We start from the raw sequence: 24091 nt of genomic DNA on the forward strand, positions 1-24091 counted from the left end.
ATATTTGTGGATTTATGATTTTCTTTGATAATAAACTACAATATCTTTTATCTTTTTATATTCTATATGTTTTATATAATCTTCCATAAATTGCCAGTTGGGACTACCTTTAGAATCTATGGGAAGAATAATATTTAAAAATTCTATATTTGCGCAGCAATTTCTTCCGTATGAAAATCTATCAGATTGTTTATTAATACATACGCAAATAAATTTTAGCACATCAAAATCAACATTATATTTTATCTCTAAGGCTTTTACTCGTGTGCCTATATAAAAATTCTGCATTTGCGTAAATGCAAAAAAATTACCTCTATCAGCTAATGAAATTGTTGTCTTATAATTAAAAATTTTTCTATCTTTAATCTGCGAACTCCATGAGCTAATTCCATTATTTAGCACACTATGGCTAATTATAGGAATATTCCCTTTTTTAATTTTGGATAATATTAAATCTCCTCCTGTATAAACATTAAAAATTTCATTTATTTTAAATTCTCTCCACTCAACATTTTCTAACTGCTTTTGATTTTGGATAAATTTTTTATATTCATCTAAATCAAATCCCCCCCCCCAGTTGTTTTCATTTAATTTAGCATTATAATAAGCTGTAATTTTTTCCAAATGTTCTTTTTCTATAGCTTTCATATAATCTTCCATAAATTGCCAATTTGGATTATTCATTTCATCTTTTGGGAGTTGTATGATTTGTCTTTTTAATCTTTCTGTAAAAGCTTTATATCCAAAAGCAAATTTTGAAGCATTATTTTTAATAATATTTGCTAAAAATAAACCATTATATTTATTTAATTTTTCATTTCCAAGCATTGTAATCTCATCACTAGCAGTAAAATTTCCTTCTATGTAATAACAATCACAAAATGTCGTAATAATAATTTTATCTTTCTCTACAAATAAAGGATTGCTGATCAAATCCGTTAATCCATTATTTTCTTTACTTGCTGAATAATAAGGTATATTACCTTTTATCCTATCTTTTTCAATTAACCTTTTACCCCTTTTAATTTCACTAAAAATTTGCTCTAAAGTAAATTCTTTCCACTCTATATTTTCTAATTTTAATTTTTCTCCTGCAATTTTCATGAGGCCATCCTCAATGAAAATGCTTTGTTCTCTAAAGGTGTTATTACAATTAGGTAATACCCCCCCCCCGTAACTTAATAGTTTTTTATTGTAATAACTTAAGATGCTTTTTATATAGTTCTGTTCTATTTCTTTCATATAGCTTTCCATAAAGCTATAATTTGGATTGCCTTTAGAGTCTATCGGGAGCATTATTTTACAATTATCAGCATTTGTCTGCCTAAATTGCTTTCCATAAGAATATTTACTCTTTTGCATATTTATACAACATACAATGAACAATTTTACATATTTTGAAAGTTTTTGATTAAGAAAAAAATAAATATTATCATCTCCTGAAGCTTTGTATGGATGATAAAAAGCATTGCCAAACATATCTATAGAAATAAAATCTTCATAAATTACACTTGCATTATTAATAAACGAAGCAATTGCATTATTATTTTCACCAGCTGTAAGTAGCGGAATTTTTCCTTTTATTCTTTGTTTTTCAACTAATCTTTTTCCATGAAAATTTTCAAACGCTTCACTTATCTTAAATTCTTTCCACTCAACACTAGCTAAATCATTTTTCATCTTTTTTATCCTCTAAACCAAAAAGATAGCCTCTGCCATGTGTTATCATATTAAACTCAAAAGTTAAATAATCTGCCATTGTTTTTTCAAATTCTTCATGCGTTGGAATCTCATCGTTAAAATAATAAAAACTATGTAGCCACTCATCATTTGGCTCTATAGTAGTTTTAACGCAAAATTTACTTGGAGCTTCTATCTCATCACGCCATACCTTTAAAAGATAAGCTTTTTTATCTTGTGCATGTATGCTTTCAACCAAACCCTTATGCTTTTGCACTTCATAACCATCATCTTCAAAATTGATAAATTTAACTATCTTATCTTTATAGTGCGGAATTCCTGCTGTAAAAACTGCTACACAAGGATTTGTCCCTACTCCATAAAAAGTATTTTTATTTAAAGTAATCACTCCTTCTAAGGTATGATTTTTAAGAATGCTTTCTTTGATTATCTTTTCTTCTTTGCTTTTTCCAGTCATTGCAGATTGTGGAACGATTACTACAACTTTTCCATCTTTTAGTATGGAATTTAACAAATGTTCACTAAAAGCAATTTCTGTTAAATTTTTATCAATCTTACCTTGAGAATAAGGTGGATTCATAAAGCCTACATTAGCCCTAAAGTCTTCTTGAAGTCTAAGTGGATTTTGCTTTAAAAAATCTTCATCATCTAAATTGCTTTTACCATCGCCCCTTAAAACCATATTAGCAGTAGCAACAGCAAACATAAAAGATTGAAGTTCAAAGCCAAAAAGTTGATTTTTCTTTATCTCTTCTTTTTGCCTTTCATTTTTAGCTTGTAAGAGCATATAATCCATAGCTGTGATTAAAAATCCTGCTGTCCCACAACAAGGATCAAGCACTCTATCGCTAGGTTTTAAATTAATCAAATCACAAAAAAGCTCTGTAATGTGATGCGGGGTTAAAACTATACCTAAAGTTTGTCCATCGCCTCCACTAAAACGCATAAATTCACTATAAAAAATCCCTAAATAATCATTAGAATTTTTAATTCTATCAATAGAATCAAAAATATTTTCTTTGATAAATTTAGCATAGTGTTTTAAAGGAGTAGAATTTATCCTAAGACCTTTTTTATCTACAATCTCACATATCTCATTAATCTTTTTTGTATCTTTAATCACTGAAAATTGAGTTAAAACTTTATCAAATTTTACCTGTGGAGCTAAATCCGATCTTTTTAAATTTGACTTAATGAGTTCATAAATTTTAAAGCCATCTGTATCTATAGAGTCATTATTTAAATAATCTAAATCTAAATTTTTTACTTTCATCTCATCTAATGCTAATAAAATTCCAGCTACCACTAAAGGCTTATTTCTATCATCTAATGCTCCATAATTACGCAAGTCTTCGTGCAAAATGCTTGCAATTTTTTCTATCTCCTCTTTTGTTTTTTGCTTACTTGACTCTTCTTTTAATACTTCCCTTCTATAGTAATCTTCTATCTTTTTCTCATTTAAAAGCATAAAAGTTTCTATATCTTCTAAAGGTTCTCTAATAAATGCTCCATTATCAATAAACATTGGAGTAATCTTATGCTTCTTACTATCGCCACTTACAGCAATTGCAAAAACCTTTTTATAAGTATTTTGATTATTAATAATTTGCTTTGCATACCATAAAGCACCATTTAAAGCATAATTTTCTATATCTTTTTGCTCTTGCGAGATAAGATTATTTTCATTTCTTTTGATATGTTTGCTAAGATCTGCCTTATTTTCAATCACAATTACAAAATCTTTTACTACTCCACAATATTCGGGATATCCTTGTTTATTTGTTCCTTTTTTTGAAGCGTTTTTTAAAGCTTCATTTAATTCTTTAATATCTGAACCCTGATAAGTTAAATTTATCTTTGCTTCTTCTAAAAGCTTATATACAAATAAATCTGTTTGTGCTTCTTTTTTTGCCATAACTAACCTTTCTAAAACCTCACTACCTTAGCACCAAAACCACCTTGATTGATCGGTGCATCACTAAAACTTTTTACACTTTTATGTGTTTTTAAAAATTCTTTTACAGCAAAAGCAAGCTTTCCTGTTCCTATGCCGTGATATACTAAAACTTCATCAAACCCAGCAATCAAAGCATCTGAAATAAATTTATCAAGCCTAGAAATGGCTTCATCGCTTCTAAGTCCGTGTAAATCTAAAGTGATATTTAAATTGCTTGGCTTAGTAATACTTATATTTGTTTTAGGACTTTTTTTAGGAAGCGCTACGCTTTTTTTAAGCAAATTAAGTCCTACTCTTAGATTAAGCCCTTCACATTCTATCAAAGCTTCATTTTTAGAAATAGCTTTAATCACCCCTTTAATCTTTTCATATTTTACAAAATCTCCTACTCTTAGCTCTTCATTTTGTTTTATACTTGGCAAGATAATTTCTTTTTTTAGCTCATTGGCTTTATTTAAACTTCTTTGTTTTTCTTTAATATCTTTTAAATTTATAGTTTTTTTAGCTTCTTCTATGGCTTTATAAAATTTAAATTCTAATTCTCTTAGAGTATTTTTAAATTTTTCTTCTTGTTTTTGCCTTTGTTCTTTTAGATTTTGTAAAATCTCATCAGCAATTTGCTCTTTTTTATGTATATTTTGAAGCTTAGATTTAAGCTCTAGTTCAAGATTGATATTTTTACTCACCATTACTTCTAAATTCTCTTTATCTTCGCCATAAAGCTTTTTAGCTTCTCCTACTAAATTAGCTGGAATTTGATAACGCAAAGCTGTTTCAAAAGCATAAGATTTTCCTATAGTACCTTTTAGAAATTCATACTTTGGTTTTGAAATTTCTTCATCATATAAAGCAGCGATAAGTTCAACTTCTTCATTTTGTGCTAAAAGCATAGCAAGACGCTTATGGTGTGTTGTAATGATGATTTTAAGTTTATTTTTTATAAGATGAGAAATAATAACACTATATAAACAAGCAGCTTCTTCAAAATCTGTTCCAAGTTCTATCTCATCAATTCCTAATAATAAATTCTTTTTAGTAAAAAGTTTGGAGATTTGAAGCATCCTGCCTGCAAAGGTTGAGATATTGTTTTTAACATTTTGCGGATCTTCAATAATAGCATCAAATTCTTTAAAAGAGCCTATTTTGCTTTCATTTGCTTTTATTTTCATAGGTAAAAGATGTTTGGCTAAAAAAGCAGCAGCGAGTAAAGATTTTAATAGCATAGATTTTCCGCCTGCATTTACTCCTGTGATGATTAAAACTTGCTTTTTAAAATCAAGAGAAATGCTTTTTGGATTATCAAGAGCTGGATGCGCAAAATCTTTAAGTATAATTTCATTTGAATTCTCACATAAAATAAATTCATAATCTTTCTTTTTAGCAAGCAAAACTCTAGCACTATAATGATCAAATAAATCAAAAGCACTATTAATAAATTTCAAAAAAGGTAGATTTTTAGCTAGAAAAATAGAAAAATTTTTGGCATATTCATAATAAATCTCTTCTTTTTGATTTTTAATTTTTTCTATATCATCTTGTAAATTTTCAATATTTAAAGGGATAATATAAAAACCTCCACTACTACTTCTAGCTATAATCTTAGCTTTTAAAGTGTAATTAAACCCTCCTCTTACAAGCAATGCTTCAAAACCATTGATAAAATGAATTTGCGTATCGATTAAATAAGGACTAAGCGATTTAGTATAAATAAGTTTTTTAAACTCGGCTCTTATGGCTTCATTTTTAAGTCTTAAAGCTGTATTTAAATTTATAAGTCTTTCATCTAAACTTTCTTTTAGTTCTCCTTTATCATCAAATTTTAAGGTGAGTTCTAAAATTTCTTCTGAAAGCTGAATTTTTTCAAGCCAAGAGTCTAGATTAAATCCAAAATTAATTTTTTTAAGTTTTTCAAAATAACAAAAAATTTTCACAAACTCATAGATTTCATCTAAATGCAAAACCCCTTGTTTGCTTAAATGTGCCAAAGCTTTATCCAAATTTAAAACTTCTGGAATTTGCGGGAAATTGATCTTGCAAAGCTCATCAATACGCTTTAAATGAAGTGAAGAATCGCCTTGTAAAAATATATCTTTATCCCTTGAAAAAAAGGATTTAAACTCTTCTAAATAACCATTTAAATCCAATTTTGATATAAGTTCTTCTTTATTTTCACTCATTTTTTAACCTGCAATGATTTATATCAATAATTAAAGATTTAAAGCTAAGATTGTTATCCTTAGAAATAAAACTCGCTGTGCCAAATTCATAATTAAAATAATCATTAGAAATATTTAAATCTTTACAAATGATGCTTTTACCTTGATTAAAAGCTGTAAGAACTTCACGATTTTTTTCTGCTTTTTTAATATTTTGTATTTCAAAAAATACAGAAAAAATAATAGTAGCTAAAAGTAAAATTACAAAAAAAGGTTTGGTTTTAGATCCTAGTTTTTTACGCAACATAAGAGTGATTAAAAGTAAAATTAAAATAATTAAAAGATAAAATAAAATTTTACTCATTATTTTGCCTTAATTTATTGCTAATATCTCCTGCTCCAAAACCTATAATCAAACCTTTATCAAAGACTCTTCCTTTATCTGTAACTAAAAATTTACCCTCTCTTTTAATATCATCAACAAATAAGGCATTATCAAAATGTTTTTTTAAATCAATTTCTATTTTTTCTTCTCCTGCAGCATAAACAGGTAAAATTATTAGTTCATCAACATCTTTAAATGCTAAAACAAATTCTTTTAAATTTGCAAATAAACGTGTATAGCGATGAGGCTCAAAAATAGCAATTATTTTTTTATATCCTGCTAATTTTGCATATTCTTTGGCAGCATTTAAAGTAGCTTTAATCTCTGTTGGATGATGACCATAATCATCGATTAAAGCCAAATCTTCATCAGCATATAAAATATCAAATCTTTTTTTAATACCTTGATATTTTTTTAAATTCAATCTAATTTGCTCTATATTTTCATAATTTAATGCCGCTAAAATTGCTAAAGAAGCATCAATGGCTAAATGATAACCCATACCAAATACACTAAAACGACCTAGATTTTTAAGCTCAAAACTTGTTTTAGGTTTAAAATTTTCAAGCTCCATAACACAATTTTTAATATCTTTGCTAGGATAAAAACGCAAAGCTTCACCTTTATAATCTTTTAAAAATTCATCTTCTGCATTAATAACGCGAATCTTAGCATTTTCTAAAAAACTAGTATAAGCGTGATGAAGCCTTGAAATTTCATTACCATAATGATCTAAATGCTCTGCTTCTGCATTTGTAACTATGGCTAAATGAGGGTTTGAATTTAAAAATGAACTATCACTTTCATCAGCCTCAAAAATAAGATTCTCGCTTTCTTTATAAATCATATTTGATCCAAATTCTTTTAAAATAGCACCGATAATAACTGATGAATTTGGTATTAAAGAAGCTAAAATACTTGAAGTAGTGCTTTTTCCATGCGCTCCAGCAACTGCAAAAACACGTTTATCTTGCAAAATCAAAGGTAGAGCTTCTTTACGCGAAAGAGTTTTTATACCTAATTCTTTAGCATATTTAAATTCAGGATTTTCTTCTTTTATAGCAGCTGAATAGATTATTAAATCTTTTCCGATAATATTTTCTTTATTGTGTGGGATTGATACGCATACACCTTCACTCTCAAGCTTTTTAGTGATTTTACTCTCTTTTAAATCACTCCCGCTGATTATGAAACCTTTCTCTTTTAAAAATCTTGCTAATGCTGAAATACCTATGCCACCTATACCTATAAAATGAATTTTTTGCATCTTTGCCTCAAATATCTTAAGAAATCAAAAGTAAAGATTCTAACACTTTTTCACTAAAATACCCCTAAAAAATCTTGATAAAAAATATCTAAAAAATTTTAAATTTTTTAGATAAAAATCACTTTATAAAATTAAAATTTATTTATATTGCCCTATACTTAAAGCTTCAAGGATATTTTCATACTTAGTATTTAATTTTTCTAAAAATTCTTGCAACCATTCTTTATAAGCTTTTATATAAGCAAACAAATATTCTCTCTCATCATTCTTATCTCTTATAGCGCAAGAAATCAAATATCCACGATAAACAAAATTACCTCTTAAGGTTTCATCTTGCACAAACTCATCATTTGCTAAAGTATTATTAAAACTACTTATATTTTGATAAACATTTTGTAAAAATTCTTGTGGCAAGATGATATCTTTACTTAAAATATTGTCTAATGCATCTTTTAAAGCTTTAGCATCATTTAATAAATTTTCACAAGTTTGCTTATCTTGTTTTAATTTTTCAAAGAATTTAGCAATGAGTTTAGCACTTCTATTTTTAGTTAAGGGTTTTAAATTTTCAAATTTAGGTTTTTCTTTATGAAGTAAAGTTTCGCAAGCATTTTTAAAAGATACTTCTTTGGTAAAATTTATCCTTGCTCCACCCTCTGTAGCATTATAAAAATTTACTTCTTTATTGCAAGCAAAAAGGTATTCTAATTTGATACGATAATCATTCCAAGTTCTATGGGTTAAAACTTTCCCTTTGCCTCCATAAGCTAAACATTCTAACCTTTGAATACTATCTGTGCTTTCATTATCTACTCCAAAAATATAATTTTCAGAATGCGAATTTCCTTTTTCATCATAAGCTAAATCTTGTCCTATCATAATAATATTTTTAAATCCTAAAGCAAGAGCTAGAGTATAAGAGAAATGACTTACATGAGTTCCTGTATCTATATAGCCAAAATCATTTAAATCATAACGCATATACAAAGGTTTATTTCTAATACAAAGAATAATTTTTTCTTTTTTTAAAAAATCAACAACATTTGGTGATGTTGCACATTCAAGCATTATTAAAGTATTATTAAAGGATGCATCTTTAAAAAAATTAATTGGTTCATCAGAAAAATCTAAATTTGTTACATAATCAGGTTTAATGTCTTCTTTAAGCAAGATGTTTAAAGCTCCATCAGCACAAAAAATAAAAACGTTATTTTGATATTTTTTAAGTAAAGGAAGTTGTTTAGTAAGTGAAGGTCCTGCTGAAACTACTATGGCTGTATCAAAGGCATTTTTTCTTTGAGCTATAAGTCTTTGAAAAGGAATATTTTCTAACATTTTAGGAGTATTGAAAAGAAATTGCTTATAAGTTAAAAGAGGAAGATAGCAAGTTCTATCAGCATTTCTTATAGCTACATCAGCCATTTTTATGCATATCTCATTAACTTTTAATATCTCATTATTAAAAAAATCTTTATAATATAAAGAACTAGTAAAAAGCCTATATAAACTTAAATATTCAAGTATATCTTGATGATCAAAAAACATAGCAACTTGAATTTCAAAATCAAAAGCATTAGGATCAAATAAAATAATTTTATAATTTTTTAATTCTTCGCTGATATCTACAATATTTAAAGCTAAAATTAAAAGTTCAATTTCACTTTCAAAAACAAAAATATGTTTATATTTATAACTTAAATTTTTAATCAATTCCCCATTAGCTATACCATAGATAAAAATAAAAGGATAATTTTTACTTTCATTGAAAATAGAACTGATAAATTGATTCATTTGCTCCTTATTTTCATATAAATACCTTTTTTGAGAATCATAAATATTTAAATTTTCATCTATTCTAAAGCTTAATTTCGACTCATTTAAAAAGGTTAAGATTTTTGAAGCAAGATCATAATTTGAGATCTTTAAACTTTCTATATTTTTAAAAAAAATATCCACATTTAATCCTAAGAAATATCAAATTTTATTTTTTATAATTTTATCAAATCCCCATAAATTTCTTGCTTCGTTAGCTTTTTTTGGTTCTACAATAAGCATTTCTTCTTCATTTCCAAGCTTTTCTTCTATCTCCCCAAAAGCATTAATAAACATAGTATCGCCATAAAAATTCCATTCTTCACTATGTTTTGAAGTCCCTATACGATTAACCCTTAAAACACTAGTATGATTTAAAAAGGCTCTTATTTTTAAAAGCTCTTCCCAACGTTTTTTACTTTCAAATGTAGAAGCAGTAGGAATAATAACAAGATCAATCTTTTTTTCCATAATTTTTTTCCAAAAAATATCAAAATGAGCCTCAAAACCAAAAATTAATGCACACTTTAATCCTTCATAGCTAAAATGAAAAAGTTTAAGCTCGTCTTGTTCTTTATTGTTAAAAAAAGCCTTTTCATTCCAATGAGTATAGGGCATTAAAATTTGTTGTTCATAAATTTTAATCATCTTAGGCGAAACTTTAAGACAGGTTTTTTTATATCCTTTAGTTTCCACGCTGATAAAAGGTGCAATAATTTCTAAATCATATTTTTTAGAAAGTTTTATAAGACTTTCTTTTTTAACTTCGCTTTGTTCTTTAATCATACTTTTTGGCATAGAAAGCAATTCTGTAAAAAAGCTATTGATAACATATTCTCCAAGTACAACTAAATTTGCACCACTTTCTTTTGAAGCTTGCAAATAATAATCAAGTCTTGACTCACTTAAAGCCAAAGTAGGAAATTGTAAAGCAGCTATTTTACTCATTGATTTTTTCCACCTCTAATTTTGCTTTATCTAATTCCATTCTAGCTTTTTTGATATTTTCTAAACCAATTTTGTAAATTTTAACACTTTCATTTAAAGTTAATTCATCATTGTTTAATTTCTCTAAAGCTTCATTAGCTTTTTCTAATTTTTCCTCAAAACTCATTGATTATTTACCTTATAATTTGGCGCTTCGTGTGTGATAGTTACATCATGAACGTGACTTTCTTTTAAACCTGCGCTAGTAATTTCTACAAATTCAGCTTTTTCTTTAAATTCTTGTATATCCTTTGCTCCTACATAACCCATAGAAGATCTCAAACCCCCTAAAAGCTGATGAACCACATCTTTAATACTTCCAACATAAGGCACGCGTCCTTCTATGCCTTCTGGAACTAATTTCTCTTGTGCTGTTCCTTCTTGAAAGTATCTATCAGAGCTTCCTTTTTGCATAGCACCAAGAGAACCCATACCTCTATAAGTTTTATATTGTCTTCCTTGATAAGTAAAAAGCTCTCCTGGGCTTTCATTTGTTCCAGCAAGCAATGAACCTATCATCACAGAACTTGCCCCAGCAGCTAAAGCTTTGGCAATATCTCCAGAATATTTTATCCCACCATCTGCTATAACAGGAACATTAAATTTAGCAGCTTCTAAAGCACACTCATCAATAGCTGAAATTTGAGGAACTCCAACTCCTGAAACGATCCTTGTTGTACAAATACTCCCAGGTCCAATACCTACTTTAATAGCATCAACACCTAATTCACATAAAGCTTTAGCAGCTTTTGCAGTAGCTATATTACCAGCTATTATATCTACATTAGAATAAGTTTTTTTAAGTTCTTTTATAGTATCCATAATTCCTTTTGAATGCCCATGAGCTGAATCAAGAACTATAGCATCAACACCTGCTTCAATTAAAGCTTTAGCCCTATCCATTTGACCCACTCCAATTGCAGCTGCTACACGCAATCTTCCTAATTTATCTTTATTTGCATTAGGATATTCTTTTCTCTTTTTAAGATCTTTTATAGTAATAAGACCTTCAAGATATCCTTTCTCATCTACTATAGGAAGTTTTTCAACCTTATTAGTGCTAAAAATTTTCTCTGCATCATCCAAAGTACAACCTTTTGGAGCTGTGATTAAAGGTGGTTTAGTCATTACATTTTCAACTAAATTATTTAAATTACTTTCAAATCTTAAATCACGATTAGTTAAAATTCCTATTAATTTTTTATTTTTATCAACAACAGGAACGCCAGAAATTCTATACTCTGCCATAAGTTCTAAAGCTTCTTTAACACTAGCTTTAGCACCTATATAAATAGGATCATAAATTACACCACTTTCACTTTTTTTTACCCTTTTAACTTCTCTAGCTTGTGAAGCTATATCCATATTTTTATGGATTACTCCAATACCGCCAAGTCTTGCCATCATAATAGCTGCTCTGTGTTCAGTTACTGTATCCATAGCTGCAGATACTAAAGGAATATTTAAAGTGATATTTTTGGTTAATTTTGTATCAATTTTTACCTCTTTAGGTAAAACCTCAGAATATCCTGGACACAAAAGCACATCTTCAAAAGTTAAAGCACGTTTAATGATTTTCATAATAATCCCTATTTATTTTTTATAATTTTTTCTAAATTTAATGCACCATCTAAAAGAGTTTGCTCATCAAATTGCTTACATATTAGCTGAGCCGAAATATTAAGATTATTTTTATCTTTTCCTACAGGAATACTAATACCTCCAAGTCCTGCTAAATTCACTGAAATCGTATAAACATCTTCTAAATAATTTTGCATAGGAGTTTTTTGAGTATCAAAAGAAAAAGCAGTAGTTGGGGTAACTGGCATAAAAATAAGATCACAATCTTGTAAAATATCTTTGTATTTATTTTTGATGAAAGTTCTTGCTTTTAAAGCTTTTATATAATAAGCATCATAATACCCACTACTCAAAACAAAAGTTCCTAATAAAATACGACGCTTAACCTCATCTCCAAATCCTTCATTTCTTGTATTGATATACATTTCATTTAAGCTATCTTGTTTTTCACTTCTTCGTCCAAATCTCACTCCATCATAACGACTTAAATTTGTGCTTGCTTCAGCTGCAGCGATAATATAATACGCTGCTATATCAAATTTAGAATCAAGTAAATTTTTATAAATAATATTATGCCCATATGATTTTAATAATTCTATAGTTTTTAAAAGAGTTTGTTTTACTTCAGTACTTGCCTCATCAATATAATTTTGTATAACAGCTATAGTTAATTTTTTATCAGAATTTAAATTTGGTGCTGTTTTGGCAAATTCTATTTTAGCACTCGTGCTATCTAATTCATCATATCCTGCGATCGCATCATAAAGTAAAGCAGCATCTTCTACATTTTGAGTTAAAACACCAATTTGATCAAGACTTGAAGAATAAGTTACCAAGCCATAACGACTAATGCGGCCATAACTTGGCTTAAAACCTACACATCCACAAAAAGCAGCGGGTTGCCTTACTGATCCACCTGTATCTGTTCCTAAGCTTGCTAAAGCTAAACCACTAGAAACTGCAGCGGCACTTCCACCACTACTTCCACCTGGAACCTTACTAAAATCTAAAGGATTTAAAGTTTTACCGTAATAAGAATTTGCAGTAGAACTTCCCATAGCAAATTCATCCATATTAGTGCGTCCAAAAGGTGAAAAACCATTTTCTTTTAATTTTTTTATAGCACTTGCATCATAAGGAGAAACATAACCTTGTAAAATTTTTGAAGCACAAGTAAGCTCCCAATCTTTTACACAAATATTATCTTTAATAGCAACTGGAATACCTTCTATACTATCTGTTAAATCTTTATCTAGAAATTGTTCAACAAAGGCACCAATTTGCTTTTGCTTTTTTGCTTTTTCATTTAATTCTTTTTTTAAATTTGCAAGTTCTTCTTTAGAATATGTCAAAGCTTCTTTTAAAGTAATCATTTCTTATCCTTTGTTAATTTTATAAAAAATACAGCCAAGGCACTTAAAAGCAAAACAATAACAATCGTTGCAATTATAATACTAAAAGGCATAGGTTCTAAAAACATTATAAATCCAATACCTTAGAACAACGATCACATAAACATTCTTCTTTTATAGCTTTAAATCTCCAACATCTTGGGCATTTATACTCTTTAGCTTTCGAAATAATAAATTTTTCATTATTAACTTCAAATTCGCTTAGAATTTCATTATTTTCATCTATGCTTATATCACTTACCATAAACCAATCAATCATTTCATCTTTATCTAAATTTAAAATAAAAGATGAAGTGGTATAAAGCTTAAGTTCTAAAGTAGATCTAATAATTTTATCTTTTTTCAAAATATCTATTTTTTCAAAGAATTTTTCTCTTGCTTCTAACAAAAATTTATCTTCTATATCAAAAGCTATATTTAATTCTTCATTAAAACTAAGATCAAATACATCTACTATATCATTATTTTTTATAATTTTATTACTATGCTCTAAAGCTTCATCAATGGTATAAGTGAAAAAAGGTGCTAAAATATTAAATAATTCTTTAGTAATTAAAGCCATAGCTACCTGAGTACTTCTTCTTTTTAAGCTATCTTTTTGCTCACAATAAAGTCTATCTTTGCTAATATCTAAATAAATTCCACTTAAATAAGAGCTTAAAAAATTTAGAAGATAATTAAAACCTTTTGCAAATTCATAATTTTTAAAAGATTCTTTAGTATTTTTAAATACCATTTTAGCTTTAGAAAGTATCCATTGATCTATAAAAGAAAATTCTTTAACATTTAAATCATTTAAATCATTAATATTTGCAAGTAAAAATCTTATGGTATTTCTAATTTTTCTATATTGTTCACTAACTTGTTTTAAAATATTATCTGAAATTTTTAAATCACTTGAATAATCACTTAATAAAACCCATAATCTTAAAATCTCTACTCCATAAGTTTTAGCAACATAATTTGGAGCTATTACATTACCTTTGGACTTAGACATTTTTTGTCCCTTTTCATCAATGCTAAAACCGTGTGTTAAAATACTTTTAAATGGACTTTGATTATTAATAGCAACACTTGTAAGCAAAGAACTTTGAAACCATCCTCTATGCTGATCACTTCCTTCTAAAAACATATCAGCAGATAATTCTCCTGCATCATAATTACAAGATTTTAAAACAGCATTCCAAGTACTTCCACTATCAAACCAAACATCAAGTATATCATTGATCTTTTCTAAATTTTGTGCTTCATATTTTGAATTAGGCGGTAATAAATCTTTTATTTCAAGACTCCACCAAGCATCAGAACCCTGTTTTTCAAAAATATCTGCAATAAATTCTAAAATTTCATCATCCAAAATTACTTCTTTTGAATTTTTATCTCTAAAAAAGGCTATAGGAGTTCCCCAAACCCTTTGTCTTGATATACACCAATCAGGACGATTTTCAATCATAGAGCCAATTCTTTTAATACCACTTTGAGGATAAAATTTTACTTTAGCAATTTGCTCTTTAGCGCACTCTCTTAAAGTATTTCCATTTTTAAGTTCATCCATTACTATAAACCACTGCTTAGTCGCTCTATAAATTACTGGCTTATGTGTTCTCCAGCAAAATGGATAAGAATGTATAAATTTAGAAGAATGCAAAAGATGCTCTCCTAAAAGTTCTAAAATTCTTTCATTTGCTTTAAAAACGTGAAGTCCGATAAATTCATCTAATAAATCTTGTGGTAAAAGTTTTTTAAGTCTTAAAGTTTCATCATAACAACCACTATCATCTACCGGCATTATGGTTTCAATATCATATTTCAAACAAGCATAATAATCATCTTCTCCGTGTCCTGGAGCTGTATGCACAAGCCCGCTTCCACCTTCCATTAAAACATGATTTGCAAGAATTAAAATAGACTTTCTTGAATTTAAAGGATTGATTGCTTCTAATTTTTCTAAATCTTTAGCCTGAAATTCTTTTTCTATCTCTCCTGTTGTAAGATTTTTTTCTACCATGTTTTTAAGCAAAGCTTTGGCAAAAATAAATCCTTCTTTTGTTAAAACATAAATTTCATCAGGATTTAAGGCAATAGCTTGATTTGCAAGCAAAGTCCAAGGTGTGGTAGTCCAAATTACTGCACTAGCTTTTTTTACCCCTAATTTTTCACAAGAAATTTGATCCAAATCAAAACTTACAAAAACAGAATAATCTTCTTTATCTTGATACTCTACCTCAGCTTCCGCTAAAGCAGACTTTGCAGCCCAACTCCAAAAAACAGGCTTAGATCTTTCTAATAAAAGACCTTTTTTTGCAATCTGACATAAAGTTCTATAGATATTTGCCTCAAAAGTAAAATCCATTGTAAGATAAGGCTTATCCCAATCAGCAATGATGCCTAAGTCTTTAAATTCTTGCTTTTGAATATTAACAAATTCCTTAGCGTGCTCACGACATAATTCTCTAATTTGATTTTTACTAAGCAAATGTTTTTTATCTTGAATTTTTATCTCTACTTGCTGTTCTATAGGAAGTCCGTGACAATCCCAACCTGGAGTAAAGCGAACTTTTTCGCCTTGAAAATAATGAAGTTTTATAATAGTTTCTTTTAAAATTTTATTTAAGGCATGTCCTATATGGATATGACCATTTGCATAAGGAGGGCCATCGTGTAAAGTAAAACTTTTATTTGCATTTTTACGTTTTTGTTTTATTTTTTCATAAGCATAATTTTTATCAAACCATTTATAAAAACGTTGCTTTTCATTTTCACCTAAATTAGCCCTCATGGGAAAACTTGTATCTGGCAAAAGTAAAGTATTTTTATAATCCATAAATCCACCTAAAAAATAATGTAATTTTACTCTAAATAGCTTTAATTTAGCCTTTGTTTTTAGATATAATATTAAATTAGTATAAATATCAAGGAAATATATAATGAAACATTTGCTTTTTATTTTAGGAGATGAGATTATTGCCAATACAAATTATAAAAATTATATTTATAGAGTTTATGAAAAAAAATTTAAAGAGATAAATGAAATTAAGATCCAAAATAAAACTGATAAAGATTTGCCATTTTTACTTGAAAATTTAATGCAAAAATACGATTTTATTACTATATTTTCTAGCTTTGAATATTATCCTACTGTAGCAAAAATTCTTGCAACTTTAAATGAAGATAATCTTGTTTTAGAAGAAAATACTCTTGTTCCAAGTAAATCTCTTTACGAAAAAGATAGCTTTATGATTAAATTTGCAAATTGTAAAATTAATGTTTTAAAAATTCAAACAAATCATACAATCCCAAATTTAATCGGAGAAATAACACTAAATTTTAAATATTTTTGTCTTTTTGGTATAGATAGCCAAAGTGCAAGCTTACTACTTGAAACTCTAACAAAATCTTATGAAGTAAAAATCAAAGTTACCCAGCTTTTAGAACATATAAATCTTATTAGAGTCTCAAGTTCTCAATATGGAAAACTTGAAAGTTTTTTAAAAAGTGTTCAAAATTTATTCGGACAAAAATTTTTCCTAGGAAAAGATCCTATTGAATTTATAAGTAAAAAACTCTTAGAAAAAAATATGAAAATTTCTTTCGCTGAAAGTTGTACTGGGGGGCTTTGTGCATCAACAATTACTCAAATTCCAGGAATTAGTCAAATCTTTGAAGGTTCTATTGTAAGCTATTCTAATCGTATTAAACACGAATGGCTTGGGATAAGCGAAGATATTTTAGAAAATAATGGAGCATACAGTGAAAAATGTATTTATTTTATGTTAAAAGGTATTTTTAAAACTGCTAAACCAGATTTTGCTTTAGCAATCAGTGGTATAGCAGATAAAGAAGATATTAAAGAACATAAAGCAGGAACAATTTACATTGGAGCAATGTTTAAAGATGGAACCTATATACAAGAAATACTCTATCTTAAAGGAGATAGGGAATTTGTAAAAGAACAAGCAGTTTTAGGGGCCTTTTGTTTAATGCTTAAATTAAAACCAGAAATCTTTGAATTTTAATATTTTTTTACTTTCATAGTATGTTATAATTAAATCTAACTAGTATTTAAAAAAGAATTGACAAATATTTAAATTACTTTAAGTAATAAATTAAAATATATAATATTGAGAAAATTTTAATTGTTATAAAAATTTTATTCTTATTTTTTAAAAATTTTTACCAAGTTTTTGTCTTATTTTTATAAAATATAATTAATTTTATTATTTTAAGGTTTTTTATGAATTTGCCAAATGCTTTAGCATCTTTAAGAATTATATTTGCACCCTTATTATTTTTTCTACTTACTCATTCTTTTGAAGAAATTCATCAAAGTTGGATTAATTATTTTGCGGCTTTAACTTTTTCTTTAGCTGCTTTAAGTGATTTTTTTGATGGATATATTGCTAGGACTTGGGGACAAATAACAAAACTTGGATCAATTCTAGATCCTTTAGCTGATAAAATGCTCATTTTAGCAGCATTTATTGGACTTTTAATGATGGGTAGAGCTAATGAGTGGATTATTTATATTATCTTGGTAAGAGAATTTTTTATCACAGGATTTCGCGTCGTTATGGTAAGTGAAAATTTAGATATTAGCGCATCATTTGCTGGAAAATTAAAAACCGGATTTCAAATGGTAGCTATTGGGTTTTTAATAATGCAGTGGCCCTTCGCACAAATTTTGCTTTATATTGCTTTAATCCTTACTCTTTATTCTGGCTATGAATATATTTATGCTTATATAAAAGGAAGAAAATGAGATCTTTATTATTTTTAGCTTTAATTCTTATAATAGGATTTAAATTTTATTCTATTAATTTTCTTGTTACTTTATTGGTTATTTCATTTTTAATTTTTTTCCACGAACTTGGACATTTTTTGGCAGCAAAATCTTTAGGAGTAAAGGTTGAAATTTTTAGCATAGGATTTGGAAAAAGTCTTTTAGAATATAACTTTAAAGGAACAATTTATAGATTAAGCACCTTGCCACTTGGAGGTTATGTAAAACTCAAAGGACAAGATGATATGAGACCAGGGGTTGAAAATTTAGATAAAGATAGCTATAGTGTTTTAAATCCTATAAAAAAAATTTACATACTTTTTGCAGGACCATTTTTTAATATATTTTTAGCTTTTTTACTTTATATCATAATCGCAAATTTAGGCATACAAAAATTTTCTCCTATAGTTGGAAATGTAGCTTTAGATTCTGCTGCTTTTCACGCAGGAATCCAAAAAAATGATACAATTTTAGAGATCAATAATCATAAAATTAAAAGTTTTGATGAAATTTCTAAACTAGTTAAAAATGAAAAATTACAAATTTTAATCCAAAGAAATAATGAAAAATTACAAATAGAACTAACACCAAAAATAGCATCTTCTTATAATGAATTTTTACAGCCAGTTCAAAAGCCATTGATTGGAATTTCACCAAATGGAGAGCTAAGTACTATATATTATAAAGGTTTTAGTGCTTTAAAATATGCCTATGATGAAAGTTTAAATGCTTCAACACTTATCATAAAAGGTATAGCAAAACTTTTAAGTTCTGAAATTGATGCAAAAAATTTAGGTGGCATTATCACTATGGTCGATATAACTTCTAAAGCAGCGCATAATGGTATTTCGATGCTTTTAATTATTACAGCTTTAATCTCCATTAATCTTGGAATTTTAAATCTCTTGCCTATACCTATGCTTGATGGAGGGCACATACTTTTTAATTTATATGAAATGATTTTTAAACGTAAGGTTCCACAAAAAGTTTTTGAATATTTAAGCTATGGTGGTATGGCTATTTTATTAGCCTTAATGCTTTTTGCAACATTTAATGATATTAAAAGAATAATACAATGAATCAATTTAAATTCCCTACGCCAAAATTTGATGATAAAAGTAAAATGATTAGCTTTAGACGTCGCATACGTTTTTATTTAAGAAAACTTTTATATTATCCTCAAATTAGATTTCTCGAAAAAACACTAAATATAGAAGAAAACAAACATTTAAAAAATTTTTTTAATAAACCAGAAATTTGCTATAACGCCATAAGAAGATTTTGTGATAAAAGTTTTAATGCAAATGAGCGTGTCAAAACTTTAATCTATGACGCAAATCAAGGACTTAAAAATTTTAAATTTTTACCCAAAGATCAACTTATCTTTAATTTTGGTGAAGATTTTGAACTTTATTTAGGAAAAAATCATCATGTCCACGAAGAAGGTTTTTGGGCTTTTTCTCTTAAATATCAAAAGCATATTATTGAACAATGTTGTTTTTGTTTTACTTTGGAAAACAATCTTTTAATTTCTTGCATTCAAGGTTATAAACACGCTAATTTTAATGCTTTAGATATAAATAAAATCTTTACCAAAAAATGTCATGGATCACGTCCTATAGCTTTACTTATAGAATGTGTTAAAATACTTTGCAAATGTTTAAAACTTAACGTTACACTTGGAGTTTATGAAAAAAACCAAATCAGATCTCAAAAGGGATATGATAAAGGTTATTTTGTTAATTATAAAAAAATTTGGCTTGAAAATGGAGGAAAGCTCGTTAAAATAAATAATCACAAATATTATGAGCTTTCACACGAACAAAAAAGTCTAGAAGAAATACCTAGCAATAAACGCTCTATGTATAAAAAACGTTTTATTATGTTTAAAGAAATTGGACAAAATTTAAATCAAATTTTGTCTAAATAATGCTTTTTAAATATTTAATACTTTTTTCACAACCTTGTTTTTGAAGTTTTAAAAGTTTTTCTAAATATTCATTTGAAACTTCTTGAGGATAATAATACTGCATCGCTTTTAAATCATTAAACAAAGGTTGTTCTATTTTAAAAGCTCCACTACCTAATTCTTTTACTCCACCTGTACCTTTTTCTCTTTTAAAAGTAGCACAATATGGAAAACATTGCTCTATATTTATCCTTTCTAAACCTTGATCTTTTAAAATCTTAATACAAGTTTTTATATCTAAATTACCATCACCCAAAGGAACTCCACAAACATATGCAGTATCATCTTCTATAAAAACAATATGATCTTTACAATGAGTACTAAAAGTATATTTAGCCATATTTTTACAAGCAACAATTGGATCTTCATAAGCCATCATCGAATTTCCAAAATCATACAAAAAGCCGATATTAGGATGATTGATTAAATTTAAAAGCTCAAGCAATTCAGTAGATGTTTGATACTCGTGATTTTCAATTGCAAGTTTTAAGTTATTTTTTTCTAGAAGTGGAATTAAAGCTTTAATCTCACTGGCTACGCTTAAAAATTCTTCTTTATTAAATCTTGCAGTAATTTTAGAATCATCAAAAGCCCCATCACTTGCATTTTTTACCTTTTTGGTGTTATCAGTTAAAGGCACATAAGATCTTATAATATCTGCATTTAAAATTTTACAAACTTTACTGATTTTTTCAAATTTGTTTAAATCAAAACCTTTAGCATCAATTTCACAATACATTTTATATTCATCAAGCTTAGCCTTTATCTTTAAAAGATGTTTTTCATCATCACTTCCTAAACATCCCCACTCTTCATCTAATCCAAAATCTTTAATAATATTTATAATAACACCATCACATCCTAAATTTTTAGCAAAATCTATATAAGAAAATATATCCATTTTACCATTTTGAAACCAAAGATGCATACTTTCTGTCTCTAAACCTATTTTCATTGAATTACTCCTTGTAATTTTTTCTTAGCTATCATTTTAAGTAAAATCGAAGTTACAATAACTCCACAAATTGCAAAAAATCCCATAAGCCCAAAAACAATTTGATATCCAAACAAACCTTGAAATTTATCAATAATAAAACCATAAAGTGCAAAGCAAAAAAGTTGCGGAGAATATCCAAATATACAAGCTATACTCATAGCTGCCCCACTAATTTCTCTTGGGATTTGAATTTCATCTACTGGAGCAAAAAATGTTGCTCTCATTGTAAAAACTAAAGCTGCAAAACCTAGAGTTAAGCTCATTCCAAAATAGATATTTAAACTGTGATGAGGCATAAAAATAAAAATCAAAATTGCAATAACGGCCAAAATAAGAGCAAAACGTAAATATTTAGTAGATGAGTGAAATTTTTTATCTGCTAAATATCCCCCAATAGGTCCGCCAACCAATTTTAAAGTATATTGATTAATGATTCCATAAGCACCTACTAAAGCTACTGGCATACCATAAATATCTTTTAAAAAAGGGATAAAATAAGTAAGCCCGCAATAAACTGAATAAATGGTAAAAATAGTTAATGATACTACCCAAATTTCTGGTGTTTTAACCGCTTTTAATACTCCATTCCAAGCAGCTTTATTTTTACTAATCTCATTACCTTTTTCATCTTTGGTATTTATTTTATCATCTTCAAGTAAAAAATAAGCCAAAATTCCAGCTACAATTACACAAGCACTATAAAAAAGTATAGCAGCTCTTAAACCACCAGCACCTGAACCCAAAAATAAGAAAATTCCTAAAGCACTAAAAGCAACTATAGTATCAATAACTCCGCGTCCTGCTTCTAAAAATCCAAAAAGTCTTCCTTGTTGTGTAGAGTCTCCAAGCAAACGGATAGCTTTTAATAACACAGGCCAATAAATCACTTCTCCAAATAAAGAAAGTAATCCCCAAGCAATTAAAATTCCATAAAAAGAAGGAAAGGTTGAAATATAAATTCCAATAAGTCCAACACAAATTAACGATAAAGGGATAAGAATTTTTTTAGAAAATCTATCAGCAATATAAATAGAAGCAAAATTTCCGATTGTTTGAACTATACCATAAACAGATAGAGCAAGACCAATTTGAGTATTACTAAGACTCATAAATTCTTGCATAGGTACATAAAAAGCATCTTTTAATGAAGAAAGTTTAAATACAGTCCCTCCACCCATAACCAAAACAATAAAAGTAAGCCAACGAATAGGCTGTTTATTATTTGACATAATAAAACCTTTTTTAATTAATTTGAAATAAATAATAACTAAAAATAAATCAATATTAATCATATATTAAAAATTTATTATCAATGTTTAAAATTTTGTAACTTTTTGTAATAATTTTAAAAAGTATATATTAAGTATTTTTTGATATAATGTTAAGTTCCTTGCCTACAAGAGATAATCTTTAAGGCTTAATATCCACAAGGAGAAAACAATGAAACATTATGAGGTTTTATTTATTTTAAAGCCTACTTTAACAGAAGAGGAAGTAAATACTAAGTTGGAATTCATTAAAGAAGTCCTTACAAAAAATGGTGCAAGCATCGAAACAACTGTTCCAATGGGAACTAGAAAACTTGCATATAAAATCAAAAAATATGAAAGAGGAACTTATTTTGTAATTTATTTTAAAGCTCCTACAAATTTAATCAAAGAACTTGAAAGGGTTTTAAGAATTACTGAAGAAGTGATAAGATTTTTAATTGTAAAATATGAAAATAAAAAAGAAATTGCAGCATGGGAAAAGCTTAGCCAAGGTATTAAGCAATCAAAAAAAGAAATTAAACCTATAGAGGCTCCAGAAATTCAATAAGGAAAAAAATGTTTAATAAAGTTGTTTTGGTAGGAAATCTTACTAGAGATATAGATATGCGTTATGCACAAAGTGGTAATGCTATAGGAGCTTCAGCTATTGCTGTAACTAGAAGATTTACAACAAATGGAGAAAAAAGAGAAGAAACTTGTTTTATTGATATTACTTTCTATGGAAGAATGGCTGAAATAGCCAATCAATATCTCTCTAAAGGTAGCAAAATTCTTATAGAAGGTCGTTTGAGATTTGAACAATGGAGTGATCAAAATGGTCAAAATCGCTCTAAACATAGTGTTCAGGTTGAAAATATGGAAATGCTAGGTGGAAATGCTCCACAGCAAAATGGAAATTTCAATAATACAAATAACTATAATGGAAATTATAACAACAATTATGAGAGTCAAAGCTATGATCCTTATATGAGTGATAATTTTAGAAAAAATGCTCCACAAAATGCTCCACAAAAACAAAGTCCTAGCCAAAACCAAGAAAAAATTAAAGAAATAGATATTGACGCTTACGAAAGCGATGATACAGATTTACCATTTTAAAGGAAAAAATTATGGCAGAAAAAAGAAAATACTCACGTAAATATTGTAAATATACAGAAGCAAAAGTTGAATTTATCGACTATAAAGATACTGCAATGTTAAAACACGCTTTATCTGAAAGATTTAAAATTATGCCACGTCGTTTAACTGGAACAAGCAAAAAATACCAAGAAATGGTTGAAGTTGCAATTAAACGTGCAAGACACGTGGCTCTTATCCCTTATATAGTAGATAGAAAACAAGTTAAAGAAAACCCTTTTGAAGGTTTATAATATTTACCAAGACTTCCAAAAGTCTTGGTTTGTATAAATTAACTCTTTTTTATTGATAAAAATTTCCTCATTAACTGCTTGATTTGAATTTAAAAGAATACTAATATTTATAATAATAACTCCATCTTTTGATAGATTGGCATCTTGATTGATATTTTTAAATTTAAAATTATCACACTCAGCAATAGGATAAAAATAATCAATTCTTACTATGTCATTGTATTTTGGATAATTAAATTTTACAAAATCAATACATTCTTTACCTTCTTGCTTAGCTTTATATAAAAAATATTTAGAAAGTTCTTTTGCATTAAGACTTAAAATTCTAGCTTGAATATAATAATATTCATCTCTTAACATTCTTGGTATATAACTTGAAATATTAAAACTTAAATTTATAAGAAAAGAAACTAAAGTAATTAAAAAAACAACACTGATTAATATAT

At 27.5% G+C, this 24091-nt stretch carries 21 protein-coding genes; 7 read left to right on the plus strand and 14 right to left on the minus strand.

Annotation, left to right across the window (positions count from 1 at the left end; translation table 11 throughout):
- Positions 1-12: 12 nt before the first annotated feature.
- The 11 genes from JG677_RS01175 to ileS all read right to left on the minus strand — a co-directional run bounded on the left by JG677_RS01175 (position 13) and on the right by ileS (position 16082).
- Complete coding sequence (locus JG677_RS01175; protein WP_200284721.1) at positions 13-1680, minus strand: restriction endonuclease subunit S; 1668 nt, start codon at positions 1678-1680, stop codon at positions 13-15.
- On the minus strand, positions 1670-3616 hold the full coding sequence (locus JG677_RS01180; protein ID WP_200284723.1) for an HsdM family class I SAM-dependent methyltransferase: 1947 nt from the start codon (positions 3614-3616) through the stop codon (positions 1670-1672). Before JG677_RS01180 ends, JG677_RS01175 begins: the two co-directional genes overlap by 11 nt.
- An 11-nt stretch (positions 3617-3627) precedes the next feature.
- Positions 3628-5835: an endonuclease MutS2 gene (locus JG677_RS01185; protein ID WP_200284725.1), complete on the minus strand. Its 2208-nt coding sequence runs from the start codon at positions 5833-5835 to the stop codon at positions 3628-3630.
- Entirely contained in the window at positions 5828-6178 is a 351-nt protein-coding gene (locus tag JG677_RS01190; protein WP_131162936.1) for a hypothetical protein, read from the minus strand. Before JG677_RS01190 ends, JG677_RS01185 begins: the two co-directional genes overlap by 8 nt.
- Positions 6171-7466: a UDP-N-acetylmuramate--L-alanine ligase gene (murC, locus tag JG677_RS01195; RefSeq protein ID WP_200284727.1), complete on the minus strand. Its 1296-nt coding sequence runs from the start codon at positions 7464-7466 to the stop codon at positions 6171-6173. The genes JG677_RS01190 and murC overlap by 8 nt, the downstream gene beginning before the upstream one ends.
- 138 nt (positions 7467-7604) lie before the next feature.
- Positions 7605-9422: a motility associated factor glycosyltransferase family protein gene (locus JG677_RS01200; protein WP_200284729.1), complete on the minus strand. Its 1818-nt coding sequence runs from the start codon at positions 9420-9422 to the stop codon at positions 7605-7607.
- Positions 9423-9440: 18 nt separating this feature from the next.
- On the minus strand, positions 9441-10226 hold the full coding sequence (locus JG677_RS01205; RefSeq protein ID WP_200284731.1) for a carbon-nitrogen hydrolase family protein: 786 nt from the start codon (positions 10224-10226) through the stop codon (positions 9441-9443).
- Positions 10219-10392 carry an exodeoxyribonuclease VII small subunit gene (gene xseB, locus JG677_RS01210; protein WP_200217409.1) on the minus strand — a complete coding sequence of 58 codons (174 nt, stop codon included), beginning with the start codon at positions 10390-10392 and terminating at the stop codon, positions 10219-10221. Before xseB ends, JG677_RS01205 begins: the two co-directional genes overlap by 8 nt.
- A complete protein-coding gene (gene guaB, locus JG677_RS01215; protein WP_200284734.1) occupies positions 10389-11846 on the minus strand; it encodes an IMP dehydrogenase in 1458 nt (485 codons plus the stop codon). Before guaB ends, xseB begins: the two co-directional genes overlap by 4 nt.
- An 8-nt stretch (positions 11847-11854) precedes the next feature.
- Positions 11855-13219, minus strand: a complete 1365-nt coding sequence (gene gatA / locus JG677_RS01220; protein WP_200169570.1) for an Asp-tRNA(Asn)/Glu-tRNA(Gln) amidotransferase subunit GatA — start codon at positions 13217-13219, stop codon at positions 11855-11857.
- Between the two features lie 106 nt (positions 13220-13325).
- Positions 13326-16082, minus strand: coding sequence for an isoleucine--tRNA ligase (ileS, locus tag JG677_RS01225; protein WP_200284736.1), 2757 nt, complete (start codon positions 16080-16082; stop codon positions 13326-13328).
- Positions 16083-16185: 103 nt separating this feature from the next.
- Here ileS and JG677_RS01230 point away from each other — a divergent pair, with 103 nt between their 5' ends.
- From JG677_RS01230 to JG677_RS01245, 4 genes are all read left to right on the plus strand, one after another.
- Positions 16186-17274, plus strand: a complete 1089-nt coding sequence (locus JG677_RS01230) for a CinA family protein (RefSeq protein WP_200169568.1) — start codon at positions 16186-16188, stop codon at positions 17272-17274.
- Positions 17275-17492: 218 nt separating this feature from the next.
- Complete coding sequence (gene pgsA / locus JG677_RS01235; RefSeq protein WP_200169567.1) at positions 17493-18017, plus strand: CDP-diacylglycerol--glycerol-3-phosphate 3-phosphatidyltransferase; 525 nt, start codon at positions 17493-17495, stop codon at positions 18015-18017.
- Positions 18014-19117, plus strand: a complete 1104-nt coding sequence (gene rseP, locus JG677_RS01240) for an RIP metalloprotease RseP (protein WP_200169566.1) — start codon at positions 18014-18016, stop codon at positions 19115-19117. The genes pgsA and rseP overlap by 4 nt, the downstream gene beginning before the upstream one ends.
- Positions 19114-19968, plus strand: coding sequence for a VirK family antimicrobial peptide resistance protein (locus JG677_RS01245; RefSeq protein ID WP_200169565.1), 855 nt, complete (start codon positions 19114-19116; stop codon positions 19966-19968). Before rseP ends, JG677_RS01245 begins: the two co-directional genes overlap by 4 nt.
- Here the strand turns inward: JG677_RS01245 and JG677_RS01250 are convergent.
- Both JG677_RS01250 and JG677_RS01255 read right to left on the minus strand, forming a co-directional pair.
- Entirely contained in the window at positions 19961-20962 is a 1002-nt protein-coding gene (locus JG677_RS01250) for a sugar phosphate isomerase/epimerase family protein (RefSeq protein WP_200217402.1), read from the minus strand. The genes JG677_RS01245 and JG677_RS01250 overlap by 8 nt on opposite strands.
- Entirely contained in the window at positions 20959-22233 is a 1275-nt protein-coding gene (locus tag JG677_RS01255) for an MFS transporter (protein ID WP_200217401.1), read from the minus strand. Before JG677_RS01255 ends, JG677_RS01250 begins: the two co-directional genes overlap by 4 nt.
- A 211-nt stretch (positions 22234-22444) precedes the next feature.
- On the opposite strand from JG677_RS01255, the gene rpsF reads away from it, so the two are divergent.
- Genes rpsF through rpsR form a run of 3 tightly spaced genes read left to right on the plus strand, consistent with a single transcriptional unit; the run spans position 22445 to position 23645 of the window.
- Positions 22445-22822, plus strand: coding sequence for a 30S ribosomal protein S6 (gene rpsF, locus JG677_RS01260; RefSeq protein WP_200169562.1), 378 nt, complete (start codon positions 22445-22447; stop codon positions 22820-22822).
- Between the two features lie 8 nt (positions 22823-22830).
- Positions 22831-23373, plus strand: a complete 543-nt coding sequence (locus JG677_RS01265) for a single-stranded DNA-binding protein (RefSeq protein ID WP_200284738.1) — start codon at positions 22831-22833, stop codon at positions 23371-23373.
- A gap of 11 nt (positions 23374-23384) precedes the next feature.
- Positions 23385-23645 carry a 30S ribosomal protein S18 gene (gene rpsR, locus JG677_RS01270; RefSeq protein WP_131162951.1) on the plus strand — a complete coding sequence of 87 codons (261 nt, stop codon included), beginning with the start codon at positions 23385-23387 and terminating at the stop codon, positions 23643-23645.
- 3 nt (positions 23646-23648) lie between these two features.
- On the opposite strand, the gene JG677_RS01275 is transcribed toward rpsR, so the two are convergent.
- Positions 23649-24089: a hypothetical protein gene (locus JG677_RS01275; protein WP_325099496.1), complete on the minus strand. Its 441-nt coding sequence runs from the start codon at positions 24087-24089 to the stop codon at positions 23649-23651.
- Positions 24090-24091 lie beyond the last annotated feature (2 nt).

Source organism: Campylobacter sp. TTU-622 (genome assembly GCF_016598965.1).
Classification (GTDB): Bacteria; Campylobacterota; Campylobacteria; order Campylobacterales; family Campylobacteraceae; genus Campylobacter_D.

Excerpts from the sequence above, each read along its gene's own strand:
- JG677_RS01175 (WP_200284721.1), bottom strand. The coding sequence starts at position 1,680 with ATGAAAAATGATTTAGCTAGTGTTGAGTGGAAAGAATTTAAGATAAGT.
- JG677_RS01180 (WP_200284723.1), bottom strand. The coding sequence starts at position 3,616 with ATGGCAAAAAAAGAAGCACAAACAGATTTATTTGTATATAAGCTTTTA.
- JG677_RS01185 (WP_200284725.1), bottom strand. The coding sequence starts at position 5,835 with ATGAGTGAAAATAAAGAAGAACTTATATCAAAATTGGATTTAAATGGT.
- JG677_RS01190 (WP_131162936.1), bottom strand. The coding sequence starts at position 6,178 with ATGAGTAAAATTTTATTTTATCTTTTAATTATTTTAATTTTACTTTTA.
- murC (WP_200284727.1), bottom strand. The coding sequence starts at position 7,466 with ATGCAAAAAATTCATTTTATAGGTATAGGTGGCATAGGTATTTCAGCA.
- JG677_RS01205 (WP_200284731.1), bottom strand. The coding sequence starts at position 10,226 with ATGAGTAAAATAGCTGCTTTACAATTTCCTACTTTGGCTTTAAGTGAG.
- xseB (WP_200217409.1), bottom strand. The coding sequence starts at position 10,392 with ATGAGTTTTGAGGAAAAATTAGAAAAAGCTAATGAAGCTTTAGAGAAA.
- guaB (WP_200284734.1), bottom strand. The coding sequence starts at position 11,846 with ATGAAAATCATTAAACGTGCTTTAACTTTTGAAGATGTGCTTTTGTGT.
- gatA (WP_200169570.1), bottom strand. The coding sequence starts at position 13,219 with ATGATTACTTTAAAAGAAGCTTTGACATATTCTAAAGAAGAACTTGCA.
- ileS (WP_200284736.1), bottom strand. The coding sequence starts at position 16,082 with ATGGATTATAAAAATACTTTACTTTTGCCAGATACAAGTTTTCCCATG.
- JG677_RS01230 (WP_200169568.1), top strand. The coding sequence starts at position 16,186 with ATGAAACATTTGCTTTTTATTTTAGGAGATGAGATTATTGCCAATACA.
- pgsA (WP_200169567.1), top strand. The coding sequence starts at position 17,493 with ATGAATTTGCCAAATGCTTTAGCATCTTTAAGAATTATATTTGCACCC.
- rseP (WP_200169566.1), top strand. The coding sequence starts at position 18,014 with ATGAGATCTTTATTATTTTTAGCTTTAATTCTTATAATAGGATTTAAA.
- JG677_RS01245 (WP_200169565.1), top strand. The coding sequence starts at position 19,114 with ATGAATCAATTTAAATTCCCTACGCCAAAATTTGATGATAAAAGTAAA.
- JG677_RS01250 (WP_200217402.1), bottom strand. The coding sequence starts at position 20,962 with ATGAAAATAGGTTTAGAGACAGAAAGTATGCATCTTTGGTTTCAAAAT.
- JG677_RS01255 (WP_200217401.1), bottom strand. The coding sequence starts at position 22,233 with ATGTCAAATAATAAACAGCCTATTCGTTGGCTTACTTTTATTGTTTTG.
- rpsF (WP_200169562.1), top strand. The coding sequence starts at position 22,445 with ATGAAACATTATGAGGTTTTATTTATTTTAAAGCCTACTTTAACAGAA.
- JG677_RS01265 (WP_200284738.1), top strand. The coding sequence starts at position 22,831 with ATGTTTAATAAAGTTGTTTTGGTAGGAAATCTTACTAGAGATATAGAT.
- rpsR (WP_131162951.1), top strand. The coding sequence starts at position 23,385 with ATGGCAGAAAAAAGAAAATACTCACGTAAATATTGTAAATATACAGAA.